General features: G+C 35.5%; 21 protein-coding genes. 19 read left to right on the top strand and 2 right to left on the bottom strand.

The window, feature by feature from the left end; translation table 11 throughout:
• Window positions 1-7 precede the first annotated feature (7 nt).
• The 7 genes from rnpM to ACECE_RS0224415 all read left to right on the top strand — a co-directional run bounded on the left by rnpM (window position 8) and on the right by ACECE_RS0224415 (window position 7,415).
• Window positions 8-283: an RNase P modulator RnpM gene (gene rnpM / locus ACECE_RS0224445; RefSeq protein WP_010252240.1), complete on the top strand. Its 276-nt coding sequence runs from the start codon at window positions 8-10 to the stop codon at window positions 281-283.
• Window positions 273-611: a L7Ae/L30e/S12e/Gadd45 family ribosomal protein gene (locus ACECE_RS0224440; RefSeq protein WP_010252238.1), complete on the top strand. Its 339-nt coding sequence runs from the start codon at window positions 273-275 to the stop codon at window positions 609-611. Before rnpM ends, ACECE_RS0224440 begins: the two co-directional genes overlap by 11 nt.
• Window positions 604-3,969, top strand: coding sequence for a translation initiation factor IF-2 (gene infB / locus ACECE_RS0224435; RefSeq protein ID WP_010252235.1), 3,366 nt, complete (start codon window positions 604-606; stop codon window positions 3,967-3,969). Before ACECE_RS0224440 ends, infB begins: the two co-directional genes overlap by 8 nt.
• 30 nt (window positions 3,970-3,999) lie before the next feature.
• Window positions 4,000-4,356, top strand: a complete 357-nt coding sequence (gene rbfA, locus ACECE_RS0224430; protein ID WP_010252232.1) for a 30S ribosome-binding factor RbfA — start codon at window positions 4,000-4,002, stop codon at window positions 4,354-4,356.
• 121 nt (window positions 4,357-4,477) lie between these two features.
• A complete protein-coding gene (locus tag ACECE_RS0224425; RefSeq protein WP_010252229.1) occupies window positions 4,478-5,434 on the top strand; it encodes a DHH family phosphoesterase in 957 nt (318 codons plus the stop codon).
• Between the two features lie 2 nt (window positions 5,435-5,436).
• The gene (gene truB, locus ACECE_RS0224420) at window positions 5,437-6,324 is read left to right on the top strand and encodes a tRNA pseudouridine(55) synthase TruB (protein ID WP_010252227.1); all 888 of its coding nucleotides are present in this window, start codon (window positions 5,437-5,439) and stop codon (window positions 6,322-6,324) included.
• A 152-nt stretch (window positions 6,325-6,476) separates the two neighbouring features.
• A complete protein-coding gene (locus tag ACECE_RS0224415; RefSeq protein WP_010252225.1) occupies window positions 6,477-7,415 on the top strand; it encodes a bifunctional riboflavin kinase/FAD synthetase in 939 nt (312 codons plus the stop codon).
• A 145-nt stretch (window positions 7,416-7,560) separates the two neighbouring features.
• Here ACECE_RS0224415 and ACECE_RS29845 read toward each other — a convergent pair whose 3' ends face one another.
• Window positions 7,561-8,289 (bottom strand): stalk domain-containing protein, encoded by a 729-nt coding sequence (locus ACECE_RS29845; RefSeq protein ID WP_010252223.1) that lies wholly within the window; start codon window positions 8,287-8,289, stop codon window positions 7,561-7,563.
• A 452-nt stretch (window positions 8,290-8,741) separates the two neighbouring features.
• On the opposite strand from ACECE_RS29845, the gene ACECE_RS0224405 reads away from it, so the two are divergent.
• A complete protein-coding gene (locus tag ACECE_RS0224405) occupies window positions 8,742-10,226 on the top strand; it encodes a methyl-accepting chemotaxis protein (protein ID WP_010252221.1) in 1,485 nt (494 codons plus the stop codon).
• Window positions 10,227-10,434: 208 nt separating this feature from the next.
• Here the strand turns inward: ACECE_RS0224405 and ACECE_RS31395 are convergent, their stop codons facing one another.
• Window positions 10,435-10,605 carry a hypothetical protein gene (locus tag ACECE_RS31395; protein ID WP_010252219.1) on the bottom strand — a complete coding sequence of 57 codons (171 nt, stop codon included), beginning with the start codon at window positions 10,603-10,605 and terminating at the stop codon, window positions 10,435-10,437.
• 207 nt (window positions 10,606-10,812) lie between these two features.
• On the opposite strand from ACECE_RS31395, the gene yfmF reads away from it, so the two are divergent.
• The 11 genes from yfmF to ACECE_RS0224345 all read left to right on the top strand — a co-directional run bounded on the left by yfmF (window position 10,813) and on the right by ACECE_RS0224345 (window position 24,317).
• On the top strand, window positions 10,813-12,102 hold the full coding sequence (gene yfmF / locus ACECE_RS0224395; RefSeq protein ID WP_010252217.1) for an EF-P 5-aminopentanol modification-associated protein YfmF: 1,290 nt from the start codon (window positions 10,813-10,815) through the stop codon (window positions 12,100-12,102).
• Window positions 12,103-12,188: 86 nt separating this feature from the next.
• Entirely contained in the window at window positions 12,189-13,472 is a 1,284-nt protein-coding gene (yfmH, locus tag ACECE_RS0224390) for an EF-P 5-aminopentanol modification-associated protein YfmH (protein WP_010252215.1), read from the top strand.
• 11 nt (window positions 13,473-13,483) lie between these two features.
• Window positions 13,484-14,470, top strand: coding sequence for a prolipoprotein diacylglyceryl transferase (gene lgt / locus ACECE_RS0224385; RefSeq protein ID WP_010252214.1), 987 nt, complete (start codon window positions 13,484-13,486; stop codon window positions 14,468-14,470).
• 179 nt (window positions 14,471-14,649) lie between these two features.
• Window positions 14,650-14,808, top strand: coding sequence for a Spo0E family sporulation regulatory protein-aspartic acid phosphatase (locus tag ACECE_RS30430; RefSeq protein WP_010252212.1), 159 nt, complete (start codon window positions 14,650-14,652; stop codon window positions 14,806-14,808).
• Window positions 14,809-15,033: 225 nt separating this feature from the next.
• A complete protein-coding gene (locus ACECE_RS0224375) occupies window positions 15,034-16,170 on the top strand; it encodes an FtsW/RodA/SpoVE family cell cycle protein (protein WP_010252210.1) in 1,137 nt (378 codons plus the stop codon).
• A gap of 190 nt (window positions 16,171-16,360) precedes the next feature.
• Complete coding sequence (gene mraZ, locus ACECE_RS0224370) at window positions 16,361-16,792, top strand: division/cell wall cluster transcriptional repressor MraZ (RefSeq protein ID WP_010252207.1); 432 nt, start codon at window positions 16,361-16,363, stop codon at window positions 16,790-16,792.
• Window positions 16,793-16,816: 24 nt separating this feature from the next.
• Window positions 16,817-17,758: a 16S rRNA (cytosine(1402)-N(4))-methyltransferase RsmH gene (gene rsmH / locus ACECE_RS0224365; RefSeq protein WP_010252204.1), complete on the top strand. Its 942-nt coding sequence runs from the start codon at window positions 16,817-16,819 to the stop codon at window positions 17,756-17,758.
• Between the two features lie 634 nt (window positions 17,759-18,392).
• Entirely contained in the window at window positions 18,393-18,884 is a 492-nt protein-coding gene (locus ACECE_RS0224360; protein WP_010252195.1) for an FtsB/FtsL family cell division protein, read from the top strand.
• A 331-nt stretch (window positions 18,885-19,215) separates the two neighbouring features.
• Window positions 19,216-21,414 (top strand): PASTA domain-containing penicillin-binding protein, encoded by a 2,199-nt coding sequence (locus tag ACECE_RS0224355; RefSeq protein ID WP_010252193.1) that lies wholly within the window; start codon window positions 19,216-19,218, stop codon window positions 21,412-21,414.
• A 55-nt stretch (window positions 21,415-21,469) separates the two neighbouring features.
• On the top strand, window positions 21,470-22,924 hold the full coding sequence (locus tag ACECE_RS0224350) for a UDP-N-acetylmuramoyl-L-alanyl-D-glutamate--2,6-diaminopimelate ligase (RefSeq protein ID WP_010252190.1): 1,455 nt from the start codon (window positions 21,470-21,472) through the stop codon (window positions 22,922-22,924).
• Between the two features lie 19 nt (window positions 22,925-22,943).
• Window positions 22,944-24,317 carry a UDP-N-acetylmuramoyl-tripeptide--D-alanyl-D-alanine ligase gene (locus ACECE_RS0224345; protein WP_010252187.1) on the top strand — a complete coding sequence of 458 codons (1,374 nt, stop codon included), beginning with the start codon at window positions 22,944-22,946 and terminating at the stop codon, window positions 24,315-24,317.
• The last annotated feature ends 58 nt before the right edge of the window (window positions 24,318-24,375 follow it).

The following is a 24,375-nucleotide window of genomic DNA, read 5'->3' as shown; positions in this document are numbered from 1 at the left end:
ATTTATATTGAAGCAAAAGAAGGTTCCTTTGCGAATGTGCCTTGGATGTCAGGAGATGAAGCCCAAGAAGGAACTTATTCGAGTAGTAAAGAGTAAGGAGAATGAAATATCCGTTGATTTTACCGGAAAAAAAGCCGGAAGAGGAGCATACATTTGTAAGAGTACAGAATGCTTCCAAAAAGCCAGAAAAGCCAAACGCTTTGAAAAAGCTTTTGAGACAACTATAAGCACTGAGGTATACTTAGCTTTGGAAAATGAACTGGAGGAAGGTAATGACGGATAAAATATATTCTTTTTTGGGGCTGGCAACAAAGGCAAGGAAGCTTATATCAGGGGATGAAACCTGTGAGAGGGCATTAAAGGGGCCGGATGTCAGCTTGGTAATCGTAGCTGACGATGCTTCACAAAACACTAAAAAGAAATTCACGGATGCGTGCAAATTTAGAAGCATTGAAATAAGGATATACGGTAAAAAAGACCAGTTAGGTAAGTTTACTGGTAAAAATATAAGGTCGGTGGTAGCGATATTGGATAAAGGCTTTTCAAAACGGTTAATGGAAATGATTGATTGCAGTGTCAATAATGGATGCGGGGGTGAAAATATTGACTAAAATAAGAGTATATGAACTCGCTAAGGAAATGAATACAACCAGCAAAAGGCTAATGGAGAAATTAGCTGAAATAAATGTTGTCGTTAAAAACCATATGAGTTTGTTGGAAGAACACGAACTCGAAGCTCTATATGATCATATTGGTGTTATTAAGCATAAAGACGGAAGTGAAGAAAAGAAGATATTGCAGACGCTTCACACCAATGAAAATAATAAAGATACTAGAAAAGAAGCCAAAAATGCTCCGAGAATTATAAGAACTACCGAAATAATTGTAGACTCGGATAATGAGGTCAGGAGTACGAAAACTGATAATAATAACAATAACAACACACAAAAAAGAGTTGAAAACCGTGATTTCTCGAAAAATAAGAGAAATGATTTTGTAAAGGTTGCAACTTCAAATTCAGGGTTAAGGCCTGGATTTGTCAGAGATCCTAAACCTGAATTCAAGAGGCCTCTCGAAGTAGAAAAGAAACAGGAGGTTACGAAAATAATAAATTCACATGATGCCAATGATACTCATAAAGAAGTATCTAAAGAACAACCCAAGGAAACTGTTGCTAGCCAAAAACCGGAAATTAAAGCACCTGTTGTTAATGATGAAGCAGTGAAACCTTCAATCACAAAAACTGATGATAAGCCTGCTTTGGTGGTTAATGAGGAACACAAAACCAGCGTTGAAGTAATAAAGGTTGAAGAAATGAAAAATGAAGTTCCGGCGAAACAGGAATCCAATGCAGCAAAAGAAAATGAAGAAGCTGTAGTAAACAATGTTGAGGTAAAAAGGCCGGAGAATGTAGTTCCTGAGAATAGGTATAATAACAACAGGTATAATAACAACAGGGATAATAACAGACCAAATAATTTTAATGGCCCTAGAAATAATGATAAGTATAATAACAGTAGGGAAAACAATCAACCAAGAAATAATGATAATCGACCTCCAGTAGATGCAAAAACTGGGAATAATCGTCCTGCTTATGGCGATAATAATAGACCGCAATATAATCAAAATAATAGGCCGCCATATAATCAAAATAATAGGCCGCCATATAACCCCAATAATAGACCACCTTACAACCCCAATAACAAGCCATATAACCAGAATCAGAATAGTCAGAATAATCAAAATTATCAAAACAGGCAGGGGCAGGGGCAGGGCGGAAGGCCGTTTAACGATGGAAAAGACCGTGATAGGAACTTTTCATCTAATAGACCGAATTTTGGGGGCAATAGACCAAGTTTTGCAGCTAACAAACCTTTAGAGATTCCGAAGGTTGATCCTGCAATGAAAAAGGACGAAGTCAGTTCACAAAGAAGTGAGGTAAGGAGAGAGTTCTCCAATAAGGATACTGACAAAGACACAAAGAGAGAAATGAAGAAAGAAGTGCCAAAAGGGAACGTTGTAAAAGGCGGTCCAGTAAAAAGCACTAAGAATAATGCAAAACCAGATAAGAACGTATTTGCTGGTAAAAAAGAGGTATCCCAGATATTATCTGATGACTTTATTCTGCAGGAGTTCTATGTAGATGATGTCAAGAAAACAAAGAAGCCTAAGAAGGAAGTCAGGAAAGAGGAAAAATATATTCCTCCAAGAGCGGTGCTTACTTCTATAAAAATACCGGAAACCATAACTGTAAAAGACCTTGCAGAGTCATTAAAAAAAGCGGCTGCAGAGGTTATTAAGAAGTTGATGGCATTAGGAATATTGGCTACTTTAAACCAAGAGCTTGACTATGATACTGCTGCAATAATATCGGATGAGTTCGGGGTTAAGGCTGAGAAAGAAGTAGTTGTACACGAAGAAGACATTTTGTTTGATGATGAAGAGGAAGAGGATAAGTCACAATTAGAGCCCAGACCGCCGGTTGTTGTTGTTATGGGACACGTTGACCATGGTAAGACTTCACTCTTAGATGCTATTAAGTCAACACATGTGACTGAAAGTGAAGCTGGTGGTATTACTCAGCATATCGGGGCCTATATGGTTAAGCTGAATAACAGGAATATTACTTTCCTTGATACCCCAGGTCATGAAGCGTTTACTGCAATGAGAGCAAGGGGTGCCCAGGTTACTGACGTTGCCATTTTGGTTGTAGCTGCCGATGATGGTGTTATGCCCCAGACAATTGAAGCAATAAATCACGCAAAGGCTGCTAATACTACTATAATAGTAGCAATAAATAAAATTGATAAGCCGGGAGCAAATCCTGATAGAGTTAAACAGGAACTCACAGAGCATGGTCTTGTTTCTGAAGAGTGGGGTGGAGACACAATTTGTGTTGAAGTTTCAGCTAAGAAGAGAATTAATATTGATAACCTGCTTGAAATGGTTCTTTTGGCGGCAGATATGCTTGAACTAAGAGCAAATCCTAATAAGCAGGCAAAAGGTACCGTAATTGAGGCCAAACTTGATAAGGATAAAGGCCCTACTGCGACAATACTTGTCCAAAGAGGAACTTTAAACATTGGAGATTCAATTGTAACTGGAACTATAGTTGGTAGGATAAGAGCTATGGTGGATGATAAAGGCCATAAGATTAAAAAAGCAGGTCCTTCGACTCCTGTAGAAATTCTTGGTCTGCCTGAAGTTCCGGAAGCAGGAGAAATATTCTATGCTATAACTGATGAGAAAATAGCAAAGCAGTTGGCTGAAAAGAGAAGATTGAAGCAGAGGGAACAGACTCTTAAATCATCTGCAAGAGTATCTCTTGATGACTTGTTTACCCAGATTAAAGAGGGTAAGGTAAAAGACCTCAATATAATTGTAAAAGCAGACGTTCAAGGTTCTGTTGAAGCAGTAAAGCAGTCATTGGAGAAACTTACCAATGAAGAAGTAAGAGTTAAGATAATTCATGGCGGAGTTGGGGCAATTACTGAATCCGATGTTACATTGGCACAGGTATCGAATGCTATAATTATCGGCTTTAATGTAAGACCAGCGACAAATGTTTCTGAAATCGCAAAGGATGCCGGAGTTGATCTAAGGCTTTACAGTATAATATATAAGGCTATTGAAGATATTCAGGCAGCTATGAAAGGTATGCTTGAGCCGACGTATAAAGAAGTTGTAATGGGACATATTGAATTAAGACAGATATTTAAGGTCTCAGGAATAGGTACAATTGGAGGAGGCTATGTAACTGATGGAAAGGTTGCAAGGAACTCCGAAGTAAGGCTTGTTAGAGATGGAATTGTTGTGCATGAAGGCAAACTTGCTTCATTAAAACGATTCAAGGACGATGCAAAGGAAGTGGCACAGGGATTTGAATGTGGCCTTTCAATTGAAAAGTTCAATGATCTTAAAGAGGGCGATGTTATTGAGGCTTTTGCAATGGAAGAGGTTCAGAGATAGGTCCTAATGTGACAAAACAGGAGTGGTTTTATGGATAGAACAGTAAGAATATCTGAAGAGATGAGAAAAGAAATAAGCGCAATAATACAGGGTGAACTTAAGGACCCGAGACTTTCCAGGTTGATTAGTGTGACTAATGTTAATGTAACTAAAGATCTGCGTTATGCGAAGGTTTTTGTAAGCATTATGGGAAGTGATGAGGAAAAGAAGAATGCACTCGACGGATTAAAAAGCGCTGCTGGTTTTATAAGGCGTGAAGTTGGGCATAGAATTCAGCTCAGATATACTCCGGAGATTCAATTTGAGCTGGACAATTCAATAGAACATGGAGCATATATTTCAAAATTGATAAATGATGCTGTTAAACATGATGATAAGAGAGACTGATTTGTAATATTTTAACTATATGTTTGTTATTGTGAGGTTGAGGATATTTCTTCAACCTCACAATAATATACACAATTATTAAAGTGACGTATTTTTTAATATTTAATTGAGAGGTATGTATATGATAGAAAAAAGAATTATAGATGCAATAAATAATGCGAAAAGCATAGCTATCTTGCCGCATGTTTCTGTTGACGGTGATGGATTAGGCTCAAGTGTTGCGTTGGCATTGGCTTTGGAAAAGATGGGAAAGGATATCACGGTCTATATCGAAGAAGAGATTCCGGCTACATATGAATTTCTGCCTGGAAAAGACTACGTTGAAGTTTACAAATCTAACCCCAAAAAGCATGACTTGGTATTGGCGCTTGATACTGGTGATTTAGCGAGACTTGGAAAACGTATTGAAATATTCGATAATACTGATCTTACAATAAACATAGACCATCATACTACAAATACCGAATTTGCATCGTTAAATCTTGTCAAAACAACTGCCGCAGCTGTGGGAGAGCTGATATATCAATTAATCAAAATGCTGGGAATTAGTTTTGACGAAAGTATAGCTACATGCCTATATGTAGCTATAAGCACAGATACCGGGGGATTCAGGTATAGCAATACAACCCCCATAACCCATCAAATTACAGCGGATTTGATTGACAATGGTGCGGATGTATCTAAAATTTCTCAATTGGTTTTTGAAACTATGTCTCTTAAGAAGCTTAGACTCATGGGTTTGGCAATAGATTCAATAGAGATTTTTGACGATGGAAGGGTAGCATTTATAACTGTTACTAATGAAATGCTAAAAAAAGTAGGTGCTGCAGAAGAAGATTGTGATGGTTTGGTAAATGTCGCAAGGAATATAAACGGCGTAGAAGTAGCTGTTTTGATAAGGCAGCGCACAGATAATGAATATAAAATTAATTTCCGTTCCCAAAACTATGTAGATGTTTCTGCAATTGCTAACAAGTATTCAGGTGGAGGACACAAGAAGGCGGCTGGATGTACTGTCAGGGGAATTATGGAAGAAGTAAAAGAGATGATTAATAAAGATATAAGGGAAGTTTTGTAATTATGGATGGAATACTTAATGTTCTAAAACCCACAGGGATGACTTCGTTTGACATTGTAGCTTATTTGAGAAGTTTACTTAAGGAAAGAAAGATAGGGCATACAGGTACTCTTGACCCTGGTGCTGTAGGAGTCTTACCTGTATGTATTGGAAAGGCTACAAAGACTATTGAGTATTTGACAGATAAGGACAAGGTATATAGTGCAGAACTTACACTTGGGATTTCTACAGATACTCAAGACAGCTATGGTACTGTTCTAAAGGTTTGCGAAGCGAATTTTTCTCACGAGCAAATATATGATGCCATAAAAAGCTTTATAGGAGAGTACAAGCAGATTCCGCCCATGTATTCAGCTGTCAAGATTGAAGGTAAAAAACTCTATGAGCTTGCAAGAGAAGGTATTACAATAGAAAGGCAGCCGAGGGATATAACCATACACTCAATAAATATTATAGAAATCAGGGATAATAAGGCTATATTTGAGGTAGAGTGTTCTAAAGGCACATATATAAGGACTTTATGTTCCGACATCGGGGACAAGCTCGGTTGTGGAGGGCATATGTCATTCCTTGTAAGAACTAGAGCAGGGCATTTTGAACTATCAAATTCTCTTACACTTGAGGAGATTTATGAGTTATCAAAGAACAATTCAATAGCTGAGAGGTTATCGAGTATAGAAGATATCTTTAAAGACCTTGGCAGAATAGATTTGAACGGGCCACAAACAAAGAAATTAGCTAACGGTGCTTATGTCGAACTAAAGAGTTCAGCATTAAAAAAAGACAGCATACTTAGAACATACGATATTAATGGCAAGTTTATTGGATTAAGTGAAGTTTTATTTATAAATGGCTGCTTGTCGTTAAAAATGAAGAAGCAGTTTGTATAATGCATAGTTTATAGAAACCTTGTATTATATGAAAATAGCAGTACAAAAATATATTAAACATTAAAATCGGCGTTTTCTGAAAAATAATTTAAATAACATTGTTTCAATAAGCATTTGGAGGATTTTTTTAAAACGCTCTAAAAGGAAAGCATATGGAAGTTATATATGGCAAGAATCAACAAATTGAATTTACAAGGCCTACAGGTATTGGATTAGGTAACTTTGACGGCTTACATGTTGCTCACATGGCTCTGATAAATACCCTTATTAGTGAGTCAAAGCAGGGGTCGCTTGAGTCTATTTTATATACATTTACCAAGCATCCTGAAAATATTATTAGAAAAAAGCTGTTTACACCCCTGATAACTTCTGTAAATAAAAAAATGAGACTACTTGAGGTAACTCAACTGGATTACACCTATTTTGAAGAATTTGATGAGTCCTTCTCAAGAATGAGTCCTGAAGCATTTGTGAGAGATATTCTGGTAGACAAGTTAAAGATGAAACTTGCAGTGACAGGAGTTGACTACAGGTTTGGCTATAAAGGCCAAGGCGATGTGGAGTACCTGAAAGTGCTTGGACGTAAATATAATTACAAAGTAGTAACCATTCCGCCAATAAAGATCGACGACGATATTGTCAGCAGCACGCTAATAAGAAAGCATGTCAAAAAAGGTGATATGGACAGTGCTTTTAAACTGCTCGGGAGGCATTATTCCATAACCGGAATTGTAGAGAAAGGAAAAAGGATAGGAAATACATTGGGGTTTCCAACTGCAAACATTTATCCGGAAGAGTACCTTTTGATTCCACTCGACGGTGTTTATGTTACCCGTACACTTCTAAACGGCAGGATGTATAACAGTATAACCAATATTGGAAATAATCCGACTTTTGAAGGCCAGAAAGTGCTATCTATTGAGACCTATATCCTGGATTATAATGAGGATATATACGGAGAAGGCATTGAAGTTTTTTTCCTACAGAAAATCAGAGGGGAGAAAAAGTTTAATGGTGTAGATGAGTTGGTTGATCAGATAAAAAGGGATATTAAAAGCGCAAGAGAATACTTTAGTGATATGAACAAATAAATTTTATGAGCTTTATTGAATGTATCGTCTATAGGTAAGGCTTAAATAAATTGGATGGACAGAATTTTTAAAAATCTATCCATCCAGACAATTCACTTCGTCACACACTCTTTTTTGAATCTAATGTACTGAAGTTATAGTAAAATTATTGTAAGGTAGGTTCTATAACTAAGAATTTATGCCCGTCGGAGATATCTGTAAACTCTGTTTTAAACTGTATCTCAAGGGTCTTAACTCCTGTAACATCTATTTCGCATGTATCATAATCACCTGTTTTATACTTCTTACCAAACAGTTCAATTCCATTTTCATTTCTCATATCCAATTCAACAGTATTAGAATTTGCATTTATACACTTTACCTTAAATGTCATTTTGGTAAATGTATTATCAAGATTGAAAGTGACTTTATTATAGCTGTCGGTTATATCATCTGCGTATAGCCCGAATCCATATGTTACATTTTCCTTTATAACATCTCCAGTTTCAATAGATAAGATACTTTTATCCATAGTTGATTTGATAGGAAAAGCACCTGATTTGTTAGTAGACTGAAGATCTATTAACCTCGTTGGTCCCTGATTCTTTGAGCCAAGAAATACTGTCTGTGTTTTTCCATCCCAGTCAACCGGTAGTTTAACAGCATCAGCAACTGCGCGCACCGGTAAATATGTAGAACCATTATAAATTATTGGGTATACTTCTTTACCGTTACCGTCTTTAGCTTGCAGTTTTTGTCCGTTAATCATTATTGTCACATCGGGTTTTAATTTTGCAACAATATCCTGTACAACTGGAACTGCAAAAGTTTGAGTAAGCATACCGCCTGTGAAGATTAGTGTTGCTACAGTCAATAGTTTTAGTTTTCTAATCATTCCATAACTTCCCTTCATTGATAATTTATATTTTGTTTTCATTCTAAACTTATGTTGTAAAATTGTCAAATCATTATGTATATATGTTATGGTTATTTATTATTTTTTTAATGTTTACCTAAGTTACAAAAAATATTTTTGTGATGTGGACAATAAAACAGCTTTGCTATTTTGGGAGAAGTACCCACATCTACAGTATTTATAAGGGCATGATGCTGGTTCTACTCCAATAATACGTATATCGTTTTTACATTTTAACTTATAACTTTGAGTATTATATATAAGAAACTGTCTAAAGCCATAATCGGCAAATATAAAGATAAATTCTATATGAAATAATTAATAATTTCTGGTAGCCTCATAATTAATAGTCAAAAATTAATAATTAATTATTTTACAACTAATGTCGATATGATTGTTAATTCTTTATAATAAAGGAGAGAAAGTTATTTATGATACAAGATACATACAACGTTAAGAGGGTGCACAAAGTCAGTATTTTTGTAATAGTCTTCATAGTAGTTCTCCTGTCTGTCCAAGCTCTTTTAACAGAAGGAATAGGTCTTTTTATGAGAATAGCAGTTCCGGGGGTTGTAGTAATTATTATCTCATTAATAAATTATATTATGCCCTATAACGATAATATCAAAGGTCTTTTGTTTGGTCTTATACCCGGAGCAGTTGTTATTGCACTCTTTTATATAGATGGCTTTGCAATAAACAAGCATTACATTATATTCACAACAGTAGCTCTAATTGCACTATACTTTCAAAAAAGGCTTATCATTATTTACGCATTTACATTAAATGTTATGTTAACTGCAGTATATTTTTTAAAACCCAAATGTATAACAGGTCCTGGCGAAACCGGGATAGATGATTTTATATCTATTATGGTTATCCTAAACGCAATCTCCATATTGTTGTATTTTTTAAGTAAATGGGGAAGAAAGCTTGTGGATGAAGCAATTATAAAAGAGGCTGAAACAAAAATTCTTTTGGAAAAATTACAAACTACTTTTAACAAAGTTGAGGAAGGTACAGGTATACTTGAAGATAATATTATCCATCTGAACAGTAATATTAATACTATTGGAAATTCAAGCAAAAAAATAACCTTTTCCATGCAAGAAATGGCCCAATCAATTCAATCCGAAGCTTCAAGTGCTTTTACGATCAATGAATCAATGATGAATTCCATGAAAATTGCACATGAAACAATGGAAATATCAAAAGGCGTTATCGATAACACTAGTCAAATATGCGAGAGGTTCGATGAAGGATGGAATAAAATAGAGCGGATAAGAGATCAGATGGGTATAATCAGCTCTTCAATAAATACGGCAAATAAGACTGTTGCTGAACTTCAATCAAGTATGCAAACAGTAAACAACTTGCTCAAAGGAATAAAAGAAATCGCGGACCAAACAAACCTCCTGGCCCTCAATGCAACTATCGAATCAGCCCGTGCCGGAGAACATGGCAAGGGATTTGCCGTAGTTGCCTCCGAAGTCAGAAAACTGGCTGAGAAAAGTTCGACAATAGTAGGAGATATATCACAGGTAACAACAGGACTATTCCATAAATCTCAAGAAGCCTACGAAAAAGTTAATGAAGGTAAATTGGCCACGAATGAAGGTCAGGAACTTATTGTAAATATATTCTCTTATTTCAAGTATTTAAAGGATTCTTTTGATAATACCCATAGTGAAATATCAAAAAGTATGGGAAAAATCGAATGTGCTTCAAATATTTATTTAGTTACACAGAATCAAATAGAAAATATGGTTAGCATATCGCAAGAAAATGCTGCCGCAACCGAGGAAGTATTGGCAACTATAGAAAATGAAAACACTGATATACAACAAATTATAAATTCCATAAATGAAATATTTAATTTGAGCAGTCAGCTAAAACAGATGATAAGCTGCCTCTAGTAGGACATTAAGTTGATGCTTCACATAAATTGAAAGTAATCTCCCATTGGTATCAGTAGCACTTGAAGTAAAATCTACAATATAGGTTTGCCATGCATTTCTAATCAAAACACTTTTATTAGTATCATAATTTGACCATGGTGTTACCTCTTGCGCTTATATTCCGGGCTAAGAACATCAAAGGAGAAGCATAAAGCTTCTCCTTTTGTCAGCACATACTTCTTTTACATAAATATCCTAGAAACATACCGTTTGCAAATGTAAAGGCTAAAATGCCAACAGCTGCGAGTGCACTGAGATTTAGTTCCTTTTCCTCATCTTCAGTTTTGGTTTTGGTATGGCTTCTGGGGTGTTTCCTATAATATCTGGTTTGGCTCATTGAAATCCCTCCACTATTATTATTTTCAATAGTGTTTTTTTTATAAGTGTTTTTTTAGATTATGTCAAACTTGTTTGATTGTTGCTACTGCTGTGTTATAATTTATTAATATGTTTTCCAAATATTGAATAAAGCATGTCGTTTTTATTATACTAATAAAGGGAATAGTTAAAATACATTCAAACTAAAAATGAGAGGACTGGTTAAATGATTAATTCTATAGCATCGGAAAATCATGTTTCAGAGATTGCTTCTTTTAACGGTATAAAGGTTTATCAAATTAAGACTGACAAATTTAAGACTAATTCTATAAACATATTTTTTCATGATAATTTAAGCAGGGAAAATGCTTCAAAAAATGCCTTGTTACCCGCAGTTTTAAGAAGGGGAAGCGTGAATTTTCCTACAATACAGGATATCTCGCTTTATCTAGAAGAGTTGTATGGTGCTGCTTTTGATTGCGGAGTGACTAAGAAAGGTGAAAACCAGATAATTCAATTTTATTTGGACTTTATATCCGATAAGTATGCAAATGGTGAAGCCGATTTAACTCAGAAGGCTTTTGATCTGATTTTTGAGATAATTACAAAGCCTGTTACAGAAAATGGAGTATTTAAAAAGGAATACATAGATCAGGAAGCTAAAAACCTTAAAGAACTTATTGAAAGCCGGGTGAATGATAAAGTTCAGTATGGTGTTGATAAGTGTCTTGAAGTAATGTGTGAGAACGAACCCTTCAGTATATTTGATTATGGAAATATTGAAGACATAGATGGCATAAATGCAGGTAATCTGTTTGAACATTACAAGTACTTTTTGGAAACTTTGCCTGTCTACGTCTTTATTTCTGGAGATATAAATGAAGAGCAGACCACATATGTCATAGATAAGTTAAAACAGATTAAACGAGGCAGTGTGAAAACAATATCACCTGTTAGTATAGAAAGTCATGTGTCAAAAGTAAGAGAAGTTACAGAACAAATGAACGTCAATCAGGCAAAGCTGTCCATCGGGTTTAGAACCAATGTTGAACCAAAGACTGAGGAATATTATAAATTAATGGTCTACAACAGTATTCTTGGCGGTGGATTACATTCAAAACTTTTTCAAAATGTCCGTGAAAAGAACGGTTTGGCCTATTATGTGTTTTCAAGGCTGGAGAAATTCAAAGGGCTGATGGTTATCAGCGGAGGTATAGAAATCAACAACAGGGATAAAGCATATGACATTATAATGAAGCAGCTGGAGGATATGAAGAACGGAGTTATATCTGATTATGAATTTGAATCATCGGTAAAAAGTATTGAAACGGGAATAAAGTCGCTTAAAGACAGTCAACTCCAAGTAGTAGATTTTAATTTAAGCCAGATGATTGCTGGAACAAAAGATTCTCCGGACGATATAATAGAAAGAATTAAAAAAGTTTCAAGGCAGGATGTTATTGATATTGCAAAAAAAATAGAAATGGATACAGTATATTTTCTTACATCGAAGTAGGAAATAAATGAAGGTTCTATTACGATTTACTACTTGAACTATTTGGAATTATGAAAATATAGGATGCTGAAAGGGAGATAATATTTATGGATATTAAAACTATTGAATATAAGAATATTGACGAAACTATGCATACATATGAGCATAAGAGTGGTCTTAGGTGCTTTGTGATTCCTAAAAAAGGGTATTCAAAGAAGTTTGCAACTTTTGCAACTCATTACGGTTCTATAAACAGTGAATTCATAATACCCGGCGAAACTAACGTTACAAAAGTTCCTGATGGAATCGCACATTTTTTGGAGCACAAGCTTTTTGAACAGAAGGATGGAAGCGTTATGGATAAATTTTCACAGCTTGGTTCAAATCCAAACGCATACACCAGCTTTGCTCAGACTGCATATCTTTTTTCTTGTACAGATAAGTTTGAGGAAAACTTCTCTCTGCTGCTTGATTTTGTCCAGAATCCATATATTACAGAGGAGAGCGTAGAGAAAGAAAAGGATATCATTGGACAGGAAATCCGCATGTATGATGACAATGCAAACTGGAGAGTGTTCTTTAACCTGTTGGGTGCTTTTTATGAAAAAAATCCTGTTAAGATCGATATTGCTGGCAGTATTGAGAGTATAAGCAAAATCAACAAGGATATTTTATATAAGTGTTATAATACTTTTTATCATCCTTCAAATATGATTATTGTAGTAGTTGGGGATGTCGATGCTGTCAAAGTATTTGAGCATATCGATAAAAGCATTACCATATCTTCAAGCAAGTCTGAAATAAAAAGGGTTTTCCCGGAGGAATCCGATAAACTTAATAAAAGTTATGTTGAGCAGAGCCTTGAGGTATCAATGCCATTGTTCCAGATGGGTTACAAAGATACGGGGTTTGTCTCGGAAGGCATGGATTGCCTGATGAGGGAGACTGCTATAAAAATCCTGTTAGATATGATCATGGGAAAGAGCTCAAAGTTATACAACCAGTTATATAATGAGGGCCTTATTAACAGCTCGTTTGAATTTGATTACAGTATAGAGGAAAACTATGCGTATTCTGTATTCGGTGGAGAATCAAAGGACCCACTAAAAGTGAAGGACAGAGTGCTTGAAGAAATAAAATCTCTTCAGGATAAAGGCCTTGACTTGAAAACTTATGAAAGAATAAGGCGTGCCAATAAAGGAAGATTGGTAAAGCAGCTTAATTCGGTGGATAGAATTTCGCATAGCTTTGTTTCGGTATATTTTAAAGGGATTAATTTATTTGACTATATGGAAGTTTATGATAAAATATCTTTTGAGTATATAAATAAGGTATTTAAGGAACATTTTGCAGCCGACAAACTTGCAATGTCGGTAATTAAACCAACATAAGGGGGATAAAAATGGGCTATATAGAATTCCCGAAATTAGGATTTAGCATTCCCATAAATAGAGAGGCATTCAACGTATTTGGTCTTTCGGTTTATTGGTATGGAATTATTATTTCGGCAGGATTTTTTCTTGCTGTTCTTCTCGCAATGAAGAATTGCAAGAAAGCAGGTATTAAATCGGATGATATTATCGATCTTGTATTGATTGCAGCGCCTTTGTCTATTATAGGCGCGAGGCTTTACTATGTTATATTCAATTGGAGTGAATTTAACGGAGATTTTTTCAAAATAATCAATATCAGAACCGGTGGACTTGCCCTTTATGGAGCTTTAATAGTAGCTGCGATTGTAGCTATAGTATTTTCAAGGCGAAGGAAGATTAATCCATTAAACTTTATTGACTTTTGTATTCCCTATTTCGTGCTTGCACAAGCTATAGGCAGATGGGGCAATTTTGCCAATCAGGAGGCGTTTGGACGTAATACTAATCTTCCGTGGGGAATGACGGGTGACGTCATAAAAAGTCAGTTAAAGAATCTACAGGATTTAGGAGCAACTGTTTATCCTGATATTCCTATTCATCCGACGTTTTTATATGAATCTCTATGGAACCTGGGAGTATTCTTCCTTCTGATGTGGTATACAAAGAGGAAGAAGCAAAATGGAGAGGTATTTTGTCTATACATGATTGCGTATGGGGCAGGTAGATTTTGGATTGAGGGCTTGAGGCTTGATAGTCTTTGGTTAGGCTCTTTTAGAATATCACAGGCTCTATCCCTTGTATTTGTAATTGTTTTTGGGCTGATTTTTATAATAAGTCGGGTTAAGGCAAAGAATAAGCAAATTGAATCTGAAAATGTCGTAGAGAGTGAATATTCAGCACTACTGCATAATCTTAAAGGAGATCAGGGCTCGGAAAATGTCGAAACGTATGTTGCTGAAGAAGAAGCCGAAATAAACCATGAAGTAGTTGAAAACAAGAAGGAAGAAGGTGTTTAGCGTAAACTTACAATACTGTTAGTTTTAAACTTCATTACATTTATATTACATTTTTCATAATATATTGACGAATATTTAGTAATTTCTTATAATGTAAAGACAAAATGTTAGTACTTATACCAAAACAAGACAAAATTTTGTCCAAAACGATTTTACTAAAGATAACGGCGGTGCGAAAAATGAATGAATTGAAGATTCAGAAATTACAGTATGAGCTAAATGCTATGATAGACAATGATGATGATTTCAACAAAATTTATGAAACGAGTGTTGAGCTGGATTCGTTGATAGTGGAATACTATAACCATATGCTAAACAGGAAGGAACGTGAATATTAAGTTCTCATCTATTTTATATGGTGGCGTTTACTGAACAGATTTATAGTGTTAAATACTGGTGCTGCATTGACATTACATAATCAGAAAAATATAATAGTATTAAAATAATAGTTTTGAACTACTGCTTGACTTATATGTGTAAGGCAGTAGTTTTTAATTGAATTTATTCCTTAGCCATATAGTGATTTAAAAAATAGAATAACAATTTATACTGAAGGTGAATTTATGTACTTTGTGGAAAAAACAAAAGACTTTAACTTCTTTAAAAAGTTTGATTATGTTTTGTTTTCGGCAATTATTATTTTGTCGATTATTGGCGCGTTTGTTGTCAAGAGTGCTGTGAATCATATGCCAAATGCAAAAAGGATGTTTATAGTTCATATAGGAGCGATGTCAGTTGGAATTGTGATAGCCCTGATAATAAGTTGCATAGACTATAAAGATTTTAGGACATTAGGTATCTTTTTTTATATTGTTACAACGGGGCTTTTGGTAGCAGTGCTCTTCATTGGTACAGGAGAAGAACTTGGAAGTAGAAGCTGGATTGATTTAGGGGCATTTACTTTTCAACCTGCAGATCTTGCAAAAATATCGTACATTTTAGTTGCTTCTGTTTTCTTGGAAAGAATATATGACGATCAGAAGAACAGAAAAGCCAATATAGTTAAGTTTTTAATATATTCAGCTATACCTATGGGGCTGGTTGCAGCTCAAAAGGATTTTGGTACCACACTGGTATTTGTTTTTATATTCTTTGTGTTGATTTTTATCTGTGGAATAGCTTATAAATATATTATTATGCTGTTGAGTGCCTTACTATTATCTACTCCATTTATATGGTTTTTTATATTTAACGATGAGAGAAGAAGCAGAATTTTGGTTTTTTTAAATCCTGAACTTGACCCTCTAGATGCAGGGTTTAATGTAATAAGATCAAAGATGGCTGTTGGGTCAGGGCAGATATATGGTAAAGGGCTTTTTAGGGGGATTCAGGCACAGAATGGAACTGTACCGGTTAGTGAATCGGATTTTATTTTTTCTGTAGTGGGCGAAGAATTGGGATTTATAGGAGCAGTAATAATAATTGGATTGATCTGTTTTATTCTAATAAGATGTATATATATTGCCATGCATGCACGAGATTCATATGGATCGTTTGTTGTTATTGGAATTACAGCTATATGGGGTTTTCATGCAATGGAGAACATTGGAATGAGTGTAGGTGTATTGCCTTGTACAGGAATTCCGCTACCCTTTGTCAGTACGGGAGGAAGCTATATGCTGACTAGTTTTATAGCTGTTGGTATAGTCTTAAGTATATCGATGAGAAGAAAGAAAGAAATTTTTAACTCCTCTGACTAAAAATTAGCATATAAATCAAAAAATCGATAAAGTGCTTGAAAAGGTAGGACTAGCGTCCTATCTTTTTTATTTTTTTAATGGAAATTAAAAATATATCTTGATTATTATATCAATTTGGACTAAAATTTAATTAGAAGTGGTGAAAAGTGGTGCGAAGTGGTGGGTGGTACCAAAATGTGAGGTGAAATAGTTGTTTTATGGTGAATACCAGCATTCAGTAGACGCGAAAGGTCGTGTCATAGTACCGTCAAAGTTTAGAGATGGACTTGGCGAGAAGTTTATTGTGACCAAAGGTCTTGATAACTGTTTGTTTGCGTATTCAGCTGAAGAGTGGAGCAACCTTGAAACCAAGCTTAAATCACTACCATTTACCGATAAAGATGTTAGAGCATTTGTAAGATTTTTCTTTGCAGGAGCTACTGAATGCGAAGTGGACAAGCAGGGAAGAATATTATTACCTCAAAACTTAAGAGAATATGCAGGATTGGATAAGGACATTTATGTTATTGGGGTATCAACCAGAGTTGAAATATGGGACAAGGCTAAATGGGAAAATTACTCTGGCGATGAAAATATGAGCGCAGATAATATCGCGGAGAAGATGGCGATGTTGGGTATTTAAAAATTTGGGAGTTGATATAGTTTAATGGATTTTGAGCATAAGCCGGTGCTGTTTGAGGAGTGTATTGAAAATCTAGACATAAAACCTGATGGAGTATACGTTGATGGGACGCTCGGAGGTGCAGGGCATTCTTCGGCGATATATCAGAAACTTGGTGAAAAGGGTATGCTGATAGGTCTTGATCAGGATGGATTTGCTTTAGAAACCTCAAAAAAACGGTTGGAAGATCAAAATGGTAAGGGCTCATTAATTTTTGCAAATACTAATTTTGTTAATATTAAAAGTGTATGCTTTGAAAATAAAATTGCATGTGTAGATGGAATATTGTTGGATTTGGGAGTTTCGTCCCACCAGCTTGATGAGGCTGAAAGAGGATTTAGTTACAATAAAGATGCTCCTTTGGATATGAGGATGGACAGAAGACAAAAGTTCACAGCCGAAACGATAGTGAATGAATATAGCAAAGAAGAAATTAAGAAGATAATCCGGGAATTCGGAGAAGAGAACTGGGCATCTAGAATTGCAGAATTTATAGTACAGAGAAGAGACGAAAAGAGAATTGAAACTACGGGTGAACTGGTTGAAATAATAAAAGCTGCAATACCTAGTTCGGCAAGGAGAGAGGGACCACATCCAGCTAAGCGGACGTTTCAAGCTTTAAGGATAGCAGTTAATGATGAACTAGGGATACTTTCTAAGGCAATAGAGGAAGGTGTCAACCTCTTAAAACCAGGAGGAAGGTTTTGTATAATAACATTTCATTCTCTTGAAGATAGGATAGTAAAGAACGAGTTTAATAAATACATTAATCCATGCACGTGCCCAAGCACTTTTCCGGTATGTGTATGTGGAAAGAAGAAGTTGGCGGAATCGGTGCACAGAAAACCTATTGTACCTTCAGTTAAGGAATTGGAAGAAAACCCGAGAGCAAGAAGTGCAAAGCTGAGAGTGCTGGAAAAACAGTAAAAAACCCGGGTTAAACCCCAGGTTTAAATAAACAAACAAAAGATAAAAAGTTTAAACACAAAGGATAAAGAGTGAAATTACAAAAGAAAAAATGCAACGTGGAATGACTAAAAATAAGAGTTTTTACCTATACGTAAGACATACTGAAGATAAGAAATTAAAACACAAAAGAAAAAGATTTAGAAACTAAAAAGTTCAAAATTACAAATGAAAAAGAGTTAAAGATCACAAGCATCAAATTACAAAAGAAAAAGAATATGTAAGACTTACAAAAGAAAGATAATATTACTTACAAAAGAAAAAAAGATTAACTACAAAAGAAAAAGATGAAAGAAGATTAACTACAAAAGAAAAAATGAAAGAAGATTAACTACAAAAGAAAAAACTTAAGAACAAAAGAAAAAGGTTATACTTACAAAAGATAAGTGAAGTGAAAGAATTTTGAATGTGCTTAATGTGAAAATGTAGGCACTTAAATTTGGTAGGGTTTGTTGCTATATCAAATTTAAATGAGATTAATTCCGGGAGAGTATGCCTAAGGGCTGACCCCCCCGGATTTATTGTCTGTTTTTTGGAAAGGGTTTGCTAACTTTTTTCTGTATAACGTAATAAATTGTATATGAGGTGAATACAAATGATAAAAACAGATAAAAACTACATACAAGGTACTGCTGCAAGAAAACTTGAATATGACGTTTACGAGGAAAATAAAGTTCTTAGTGAGAAGAAAAAGCAAAGGGTTAACAATAAGGTAAAAGTTAAAGTTGTATTTGCCTTATTGGTTATATTCTCACTATCTGGATTAGTTATGTATAGATATGCTTTAATAACAGATTTAAACTATAAGATTAGCAAGAAGATGAATGAATACACAGAAATAAAAAATGATAATACCAGGCTTACGGTCAAGTTAGAGAGTGAGCTGGATCTTCAAAAAGTTAGACAAATTGCTGAGGAAAATTTAGGCATGCAAAAACCTGATAAATATCAGTATACATATGTTAAAGTACCAAAAAGTGATTTTACTACTGCTTCTAATGAAATTAATGACGAAGAAAAAACTGACGAGAACATTTTTTATTCTCTGTTAAGTAAGGTTGATAAGTTGACAAGATTTTTTTACTAGAGTTTGCTACATAAGTAATTATAATTTTAAAATACGTTATTGATAGGGAACAAACAGTAGATTCGAGGATTTAATGAAGCATACTTTTTTGTGTTTGTATTCTCTAAAAAATATAGCTGCGTCTTAATTTTAAAATAAAAGCAGAGTTTTAGCTTCAAGTTGTTGGTAGTTGATAAAAGTACTTGACTAACTTGAAACAAAAACCGGGTTATTATATTAGAATTATGGCGCAGTACGTTTTTAATCAAGTATTTTGATATAGTAAGGAATAGCTAAAGTTATATTTTGGCATTCCTAAATTAGTGTAAATTGTATTTTGGAGGGAATAAATGTGGCTAGTCCTGGTGTAGCAATGAAGAAAAGACTTTTATTTCTGATGTTGGCATTTACTTCACTTGTAATTGCTTTGATTGTGAGGGTTGGGTGGATCCAGATTGTGGAAGGTGAGAAGTATCAGGAAATGGCCTTCGAACAACAAAACCGTGACAGGGAAATTACTCCGAAGCGCGGATCTATTATGGATAAGAATATGAAGATACTGGCAATGAGTGCTACTGTTGAGAGGATAGTTGCTAATCCCCAGGAAATTAAAAAATTGTCGGCAGATGAAAAGGAAAGAATTGCCGAGAAGCTTGCACAAATACTGCAGCTAAAGAAAGAAGACGTATTAAAGCGAATTACTAGAAATAATAGCAGTTATGAAGTTGTTAAGAAGCAGGTTGAAAAAGAGGTTGGCAATGAGGTTAGAAAGTGGAAGGAAGAATTGAATAAAGAGTGGGAAAAAGAAGAAAAATCGACAGGAATATATATAGATGAAGATACTAAAAGATATTACCCGGAGAATAATCTGGCTGCGCATGTAGTTGGTTTTACGGGAGCTGATAACCAGGGGCTTTCCGGGATAGAGCAAGTTATGGAGAATTATTTAAAAGGTGTTCCGGGCAAGATACTAAGTGAGACGGATGCCATTGGGCGTTATGTACCTTTTTCCGAGGAAAAGCGTATTGATCCTCAGAATGGTCTCAATGTTGTTCTGACGATTGATGAAAATATACAATACTTTGCTTCTAACGCATTGGATAAGGCTATAGAAGATAATAAAGTTTTAAATGGAGCAACAGCAATAGTTATGGATCCGAGAAACGGTGATATTCTGGCTATGGTATCAAAGCCGGATTTTGATTTAAATAATCCCAGATCGGCACCTCCGGGGGAAAATACTGAAACTTGGAATGGATATTCTTCAGATGGAGTAGCAAAACTCAGCAAGACTGTCTGGAGAAATAAATGCGTTATGGATACATATGAACCGGGTTCTACTTTTAAGGCCATTACTTCTGCTGCTGGATTGGAAGAGGGAGTTGTAACCCCTGATACCATGACAAGCGATAGAACCATTAATGTACTTGGAAGTAATATCAACTGCTGGAAGCCTAATGCTCATGGCACTGAAACTTTCAGAGAAGCTGTGTATAATTCCTGTAATCCTGCGTTCGTTAAGGTTGCACAGTCATTGGGCATAGATACATTTTATAAATACGTCAGGGCTTTCGGCTTTTATGATAAGACAGGGATTTCTCTTCCGGGAGAAGGTAAAAGTATGTGGCATGATAAGCCTTCTGAAATAGACATGGCGGTAGCATCGTTCGGGCAGAGGTTTCAGATTACTCCAATACAGCTTATTTCAGCTTATGGTGCAATAGCAAATGGTGGTAAGCTTATGAAGCCAAGGCTTGTGAAGGAGCTTACTGATGAAAACGGCAACGTTGTTCAGAAGTTTGAACCGGAAGTTGTTAGAAATGTTATTTCTCAAAATACTTCAGAGACGCTTAGGGGTGTATTGGAGGGAGTTGTATCGGAAGGTACCGGAAAGAATGCTTATGTTAAGGGATATAGGGTAGCAGGTAAGACGGGTACATCGCAAACCATAGTTAATGGTGTATATGTAGCATCATTTTCAGCAATTGCGCCGGCTGACAATCCTGTGATATGTGTTCTTATAGCACTGGATAATCCGAGGGGAGACACCTATTATGGTGGAGTTATTGCAGCTCCAGTTGCCGGAAAAATAGTTGAGGATACTTTAAATTATCTTGGAGTTGAAAGAAGATATAACGAAAAAGATTTGAAAGTTATGGCGGAAGAGGTTTATGTTCCTGACATAAGGGGCAAGACAGTTGAAGAGGCTAAAAAAGTTCTTAAAGATAAAGGACTTGAATGGAAGATTGAAGGAGATAATAAAGGTAATAGCACAATTGTTAAAAAGCAGACTCCAAAAGCTGGTGCTAGTATAGCAAAAAGCTCTGTGGTTATTGTGTATACAGATACACCAGATGCAGAAAAAATGGTTAAAGTACCGGATTTAACAAAGAAGACAGTTGATGAAGCAACTCAGGCTCTTAATGATGCGGGATTAAATATAAAAATAAACGGAATAGGTAATGCAATGAACCAGAGTTTTGAAGCTGATAAAGAAGTCCCAGAGGGTACGGTAATAGAAGTAGATTTCAGATATCTTGATACTGATTAGATAATAGTTGGTTTTTGGTTAATTTTCAAGCTATTGGTATGATAGGAGGAGTATTATGTTACTTAAAGAATTGATTAAGGACTTAGAGATAGTTGATGTAACAGGTGATTTAAATCTTGAGGTAAACACTATAGCATATGATTCAAGAAAAACGAGAAGCGGTTCACTTTTTGTGTGCGTTGAAGGTTTTAAGGCTGACGGGCATAAATTTATTCCTCAAGCCATTGAAAATGGCACCAGAGCTTTACTTGTTCAAAGAGAAGTTGAAGTACCGGAAGGTATAACAGTGATAAGGGTTGATGATACCAGATATGCCTTAGCTAGCGTTGCTGACAAGTTTCACGGACATCCATCGGGAGATTTTAATCTGGTCGGAGTAACTGGTACAAAAGGTAAGACAACGACCACATATATGATCAAATCAATACTTGAGATGTATGGTCAGAAGACTGGACTTATTGGAACTATTTCAAACAAAATAGGTGATGAAGTTCTTCCTACGGACAGAACTACTCCTGAAAGCTATGATCTTCAGGAACTTTTTGGAGAAATGGTTGAAAAGCAGGTAAACAGCGTGGTGATGGAAGTATCTTCCCATGCACTTGACCTCCATAGGGTAAGCTGCAGTGAATTTGATATCGGGGTATTTACCAATCTCTCAAGAGATCATCTGGATTTTCATAAAACCTTTGAAAATTACCTGGCAGCAAAAATAAAGCTGTTTAAAATGTGCAAAAAAGGTCTTATTAATGTAGATAGTGAATATGGAAGAAAGGTTGTTGAAAATGCAGAGTGTGAAGTTTATACATTTGGTATTGATAGCAGTGCAGATATAAGGGCAGTAGATATAGTAAAACATCCGGATAGTGTGGAGTTTAAAGTTATTACACCGTGGTTTACCGGGGATATAGCAGTTAATATTCCTGGCAAATTCAGTGTTTATAATGCGCTTGGGGCTATCGGCAGTTGTGCTTTGATGGGAATACCACTTGAGTATATACAAAAAGGATTAAAGAATGTAACAGTACCTGGAAGGGCTGAGGTTGTGCAGACAGGAACAGATTACACAATTATTATTGATTATGCACATTCTCCTGACAGTTTGGAAAATATTCTTACCACTGTAAAAGGCTATGCTCCGGCAAGGGTAATAAGCTTATTCGGCTGCGGCGGAGACCGCGATAAAACAAAGAGACCGATTATGGGTGAAATTTCCGGAAAACTTGCGGACTTTACAGTGATTACCTCTGATAATCCAAGAACAGAAGAACCGGCTGCGATAATTAATGATATTGAAGAGGGTATTAAAAAGACAACTTCTGCATATATAACAATTGTAGACCGTAGGGAAGCTATAAAATATGCAATGCAGCATGCCCAGCCAAAGGACATAATAGTCCTTGCAGGAAAGGGGCATGAGACATATATAATGCTCAATGATAAAACCATACACTTTGATGAAAGGGAAGTAGTTAGGGAAATACTAGATGAAATGAATGTAAACAATTAAGCAACCATGGAGGATAACGATGGAGACTTTGAAATGTAAAGAGATAGTGAAAGCAGTGAATGGAGTATTAATATCAGGCGATTTGAACACTGAGTTTTCAAATGTTACGACTGATTCAAGGCAGGTACGTAAAGGCGACTTTTTTATTCCCTTGGTTGGAGAAAAATTTGACGGTCATGATTATATAATTACTTCTTTTGAACAGGGAGTATCGGGGTGTTTAACCCAAAAGGATACTGCCGGGTATGAGGGGAAGGTAGTAATAAAAGTTGAAGATACTCTTTCTGCATTGAGGATGCTTTCATCTTATTACAGGAAAAAGTTCGATATTCCGTTTGTGGGTATCACAGGAAGTGTTGGGAAGACCAGTACCAAGGATATGGTTTCAAGTGTTTTAAACAAGAAATTCAATGTACTTAAGACACAGGGAAATTTCAACAATGAGATTGGTGTTCCTCTGACTGTTTTTAATCTTGAATCAACTCATGAGGCTGCGGTAGTTGAAATGGGGATGAGTGGTTTTGGGGAGATAAGCCGTCTTACTTCCATTGTTAAGCCTGATATAGCTATAATAACCAATATAGGTTTGTCACATATAGAAAAACTTGGATCAAGGCAGAATATTCTCAAAGCAAAAATGGAGATATTCGAGGGATTAAAAAGTCAAGGGTTGGTAATACTAAACGGAGATGACAATTTACTTTTTGGTTTAAAGAATCTTCTTAACTATAGAACTGTATTCTATGGGATGGAGGATGGTCTGGATTATCAAGCTTATAACATAAGTTCCCAAGGTGAACAGGGAACTAGTTTTGAGATAACAATAGGCAATGAAAACTATAAGGTACATGTTCCTGTACCGGGAATTCATAATATACACAATGCACTTGCTGCTATTGCTGCAGGGATTGAGCTTAATATACCTGTAAAGGATATTATTGAAGGTATAGGAGAATTTTCACCAGGCAAGATGAGATTAAATATAATGGACCATAATGGAATTAAGATTATAAATGATGCTTATAATGCAAGTCCGCAGTCTATGGAGGCAGCAATAAATGTACTGAAGGATATAGCAGGTGACAACAGAACTATTGCTGTATTGGGAGATATGTTGGAACTTGGAGATATTGCTGTTAAGGCGCATATGGGTGTTGGCAAATTTGCTTTTTCAAAAGAAGTTAGTTATATAGTTGCAGTTGGTGAGAATGGTAAAAATATTGCAGAGGGTGCCTTAAAAGCTGGTGCAGAGGAAGCTAGAGTTTTTCACTTTAAAGACAACAGCGAAGCGGGGAAATTCCTTTTAGATTTTACCAAACCGGGAGATGTATTGGTAGTAAAGGGTTCAAGGGGTATGAAAATGGAGGAAATAGTAAATCTCTTGACAACATGACTCTAGAAGTGTAAATATATATTTGACTATTTAATTATAAACAAGTAGTAAATGCTTT

Origin of the sequence: Acetivibrio cellulolyticus CD2, from assembly GCF_000179595.2 — a bacterium.
Lineage (GTDB): Bacteria > Bacillota > Clostridia > Acetivibrionales > Acetivibrionaceae > Acetivibrio > Acetivibrio cellulolyticus.
The sequence above is the reverse complement of the archived record's forward strand: the minus strand, read 5'-3'. Positions and strand labels throughout refer to the sequence as shown.

Coding starts and splice junctions, on each gene's coding strand:
- ACECE_RS0224440 (WP_010252238.1), top strand. CDS start 273: ATGACGGATAAAATATATTCTTTTTTGGGGCTGGCAACAAAGGCAAGG.
- rbfA (WP_010252232.1), top strand. CDS start 4,000: ATGGATAGAACAGTAAGAATATCTGAAGAGATGAGAAAAGAAATAAGC.
- ACECE_RS0224425 (WP_010252229.1), top strand. CDS start 4,478: ATGATAGAAAAAAGAATTATAGATGCAATAAATAATGCGAAAAGCATA.
- truB (WP_010252227.1), top strand. CDS start 5,437: ATGGATGGAATACTTAATGTTCTAAAACCCACAGGGATGACTTCGTTT.
- ACECE_RS0224415 (WP_010252225.1), top strand. CDS start 6,477: ATGGAAGTTATATATGGCAAGAATCAACAAATTGAATTTACAAGGCCT.
- ACECE_RS29845 (WP_010252223.1), bottom strand. CDS start 8,289: ATGATTAGAAAACTAAAACTATTGACTGTAGCAACACTAATCTTCACA.
- ACECE_RS0224405 (WP_010252221.1), top strand. CDS start 8,742: ATGATACAAGATACATACAACGTTAAGAGGGTGCACAAAGTCAGTATT.
- ACECE_RS31395 (WP_010252219.1), bottom strand. CDS start 10,605: ATGAGCCAAACCAGATATTATAGGAAACACCCCAGAAGCCATACCAAA.
- yfmF (WP_010252217.1), top strand. CDS start 10,813: ATGATTAATTCTATAGCATCGGAAAATCATGTTTCAGAGATTGCTTCT.
- yfmH (WP_010252215.1), top strand. CDS start 12,189: ATGGATATTAAAACTATTGAATATAAGAATATTGACGAAACTATGCAT.
- lgt (WP_010252214.1), top strand. CDS start 13,484: ATGGGCTATATAGAATTCCCGAAATTAGGATTTAGCATTCCCATAAAT.
- ACECE_RS30430 (WP_010252212.1), top strand. CDS start 14,650: ATGAATGAATTGAAGATTCAGAAATTACAGTATGAGCTAAATGCTATG.
- ACECE_RS0224375 (WP_010252210.1), top strand. CDS start 15,034: ATGTACTTTGTGGAAAAAACAAAAGACTTTAACTTCTTTAAAAAGTTT.
- rsmH (WP_010252204.1), top strand. CDS start 16,817: ATGGATTTTGAGCATAAGCCGGTGCTGTTTGAGGAGTGTATTGAAAAT.
- ACECE_RS0224360 (WP_010252195.1), top strand. CDS start 18,393: ATGATAAAAACAGATAAAAACTACATACAAGGTACTGCTGCAAGAAAA.
- ACECE_RS0224350 (WP_010252190.1), top strand. CDS start 21,470: ATGTTACTTAAAGAATTGATTAAGGACTTAGAGATAGTTGATGTAACA.
- ACECE_RS0224345 (WP_010252187.1), top strand. CDS start 22,944: ATGGAGACTTTGAAATGTAAAGAGATAGTGAAAGCAGTGAATGGAGTA.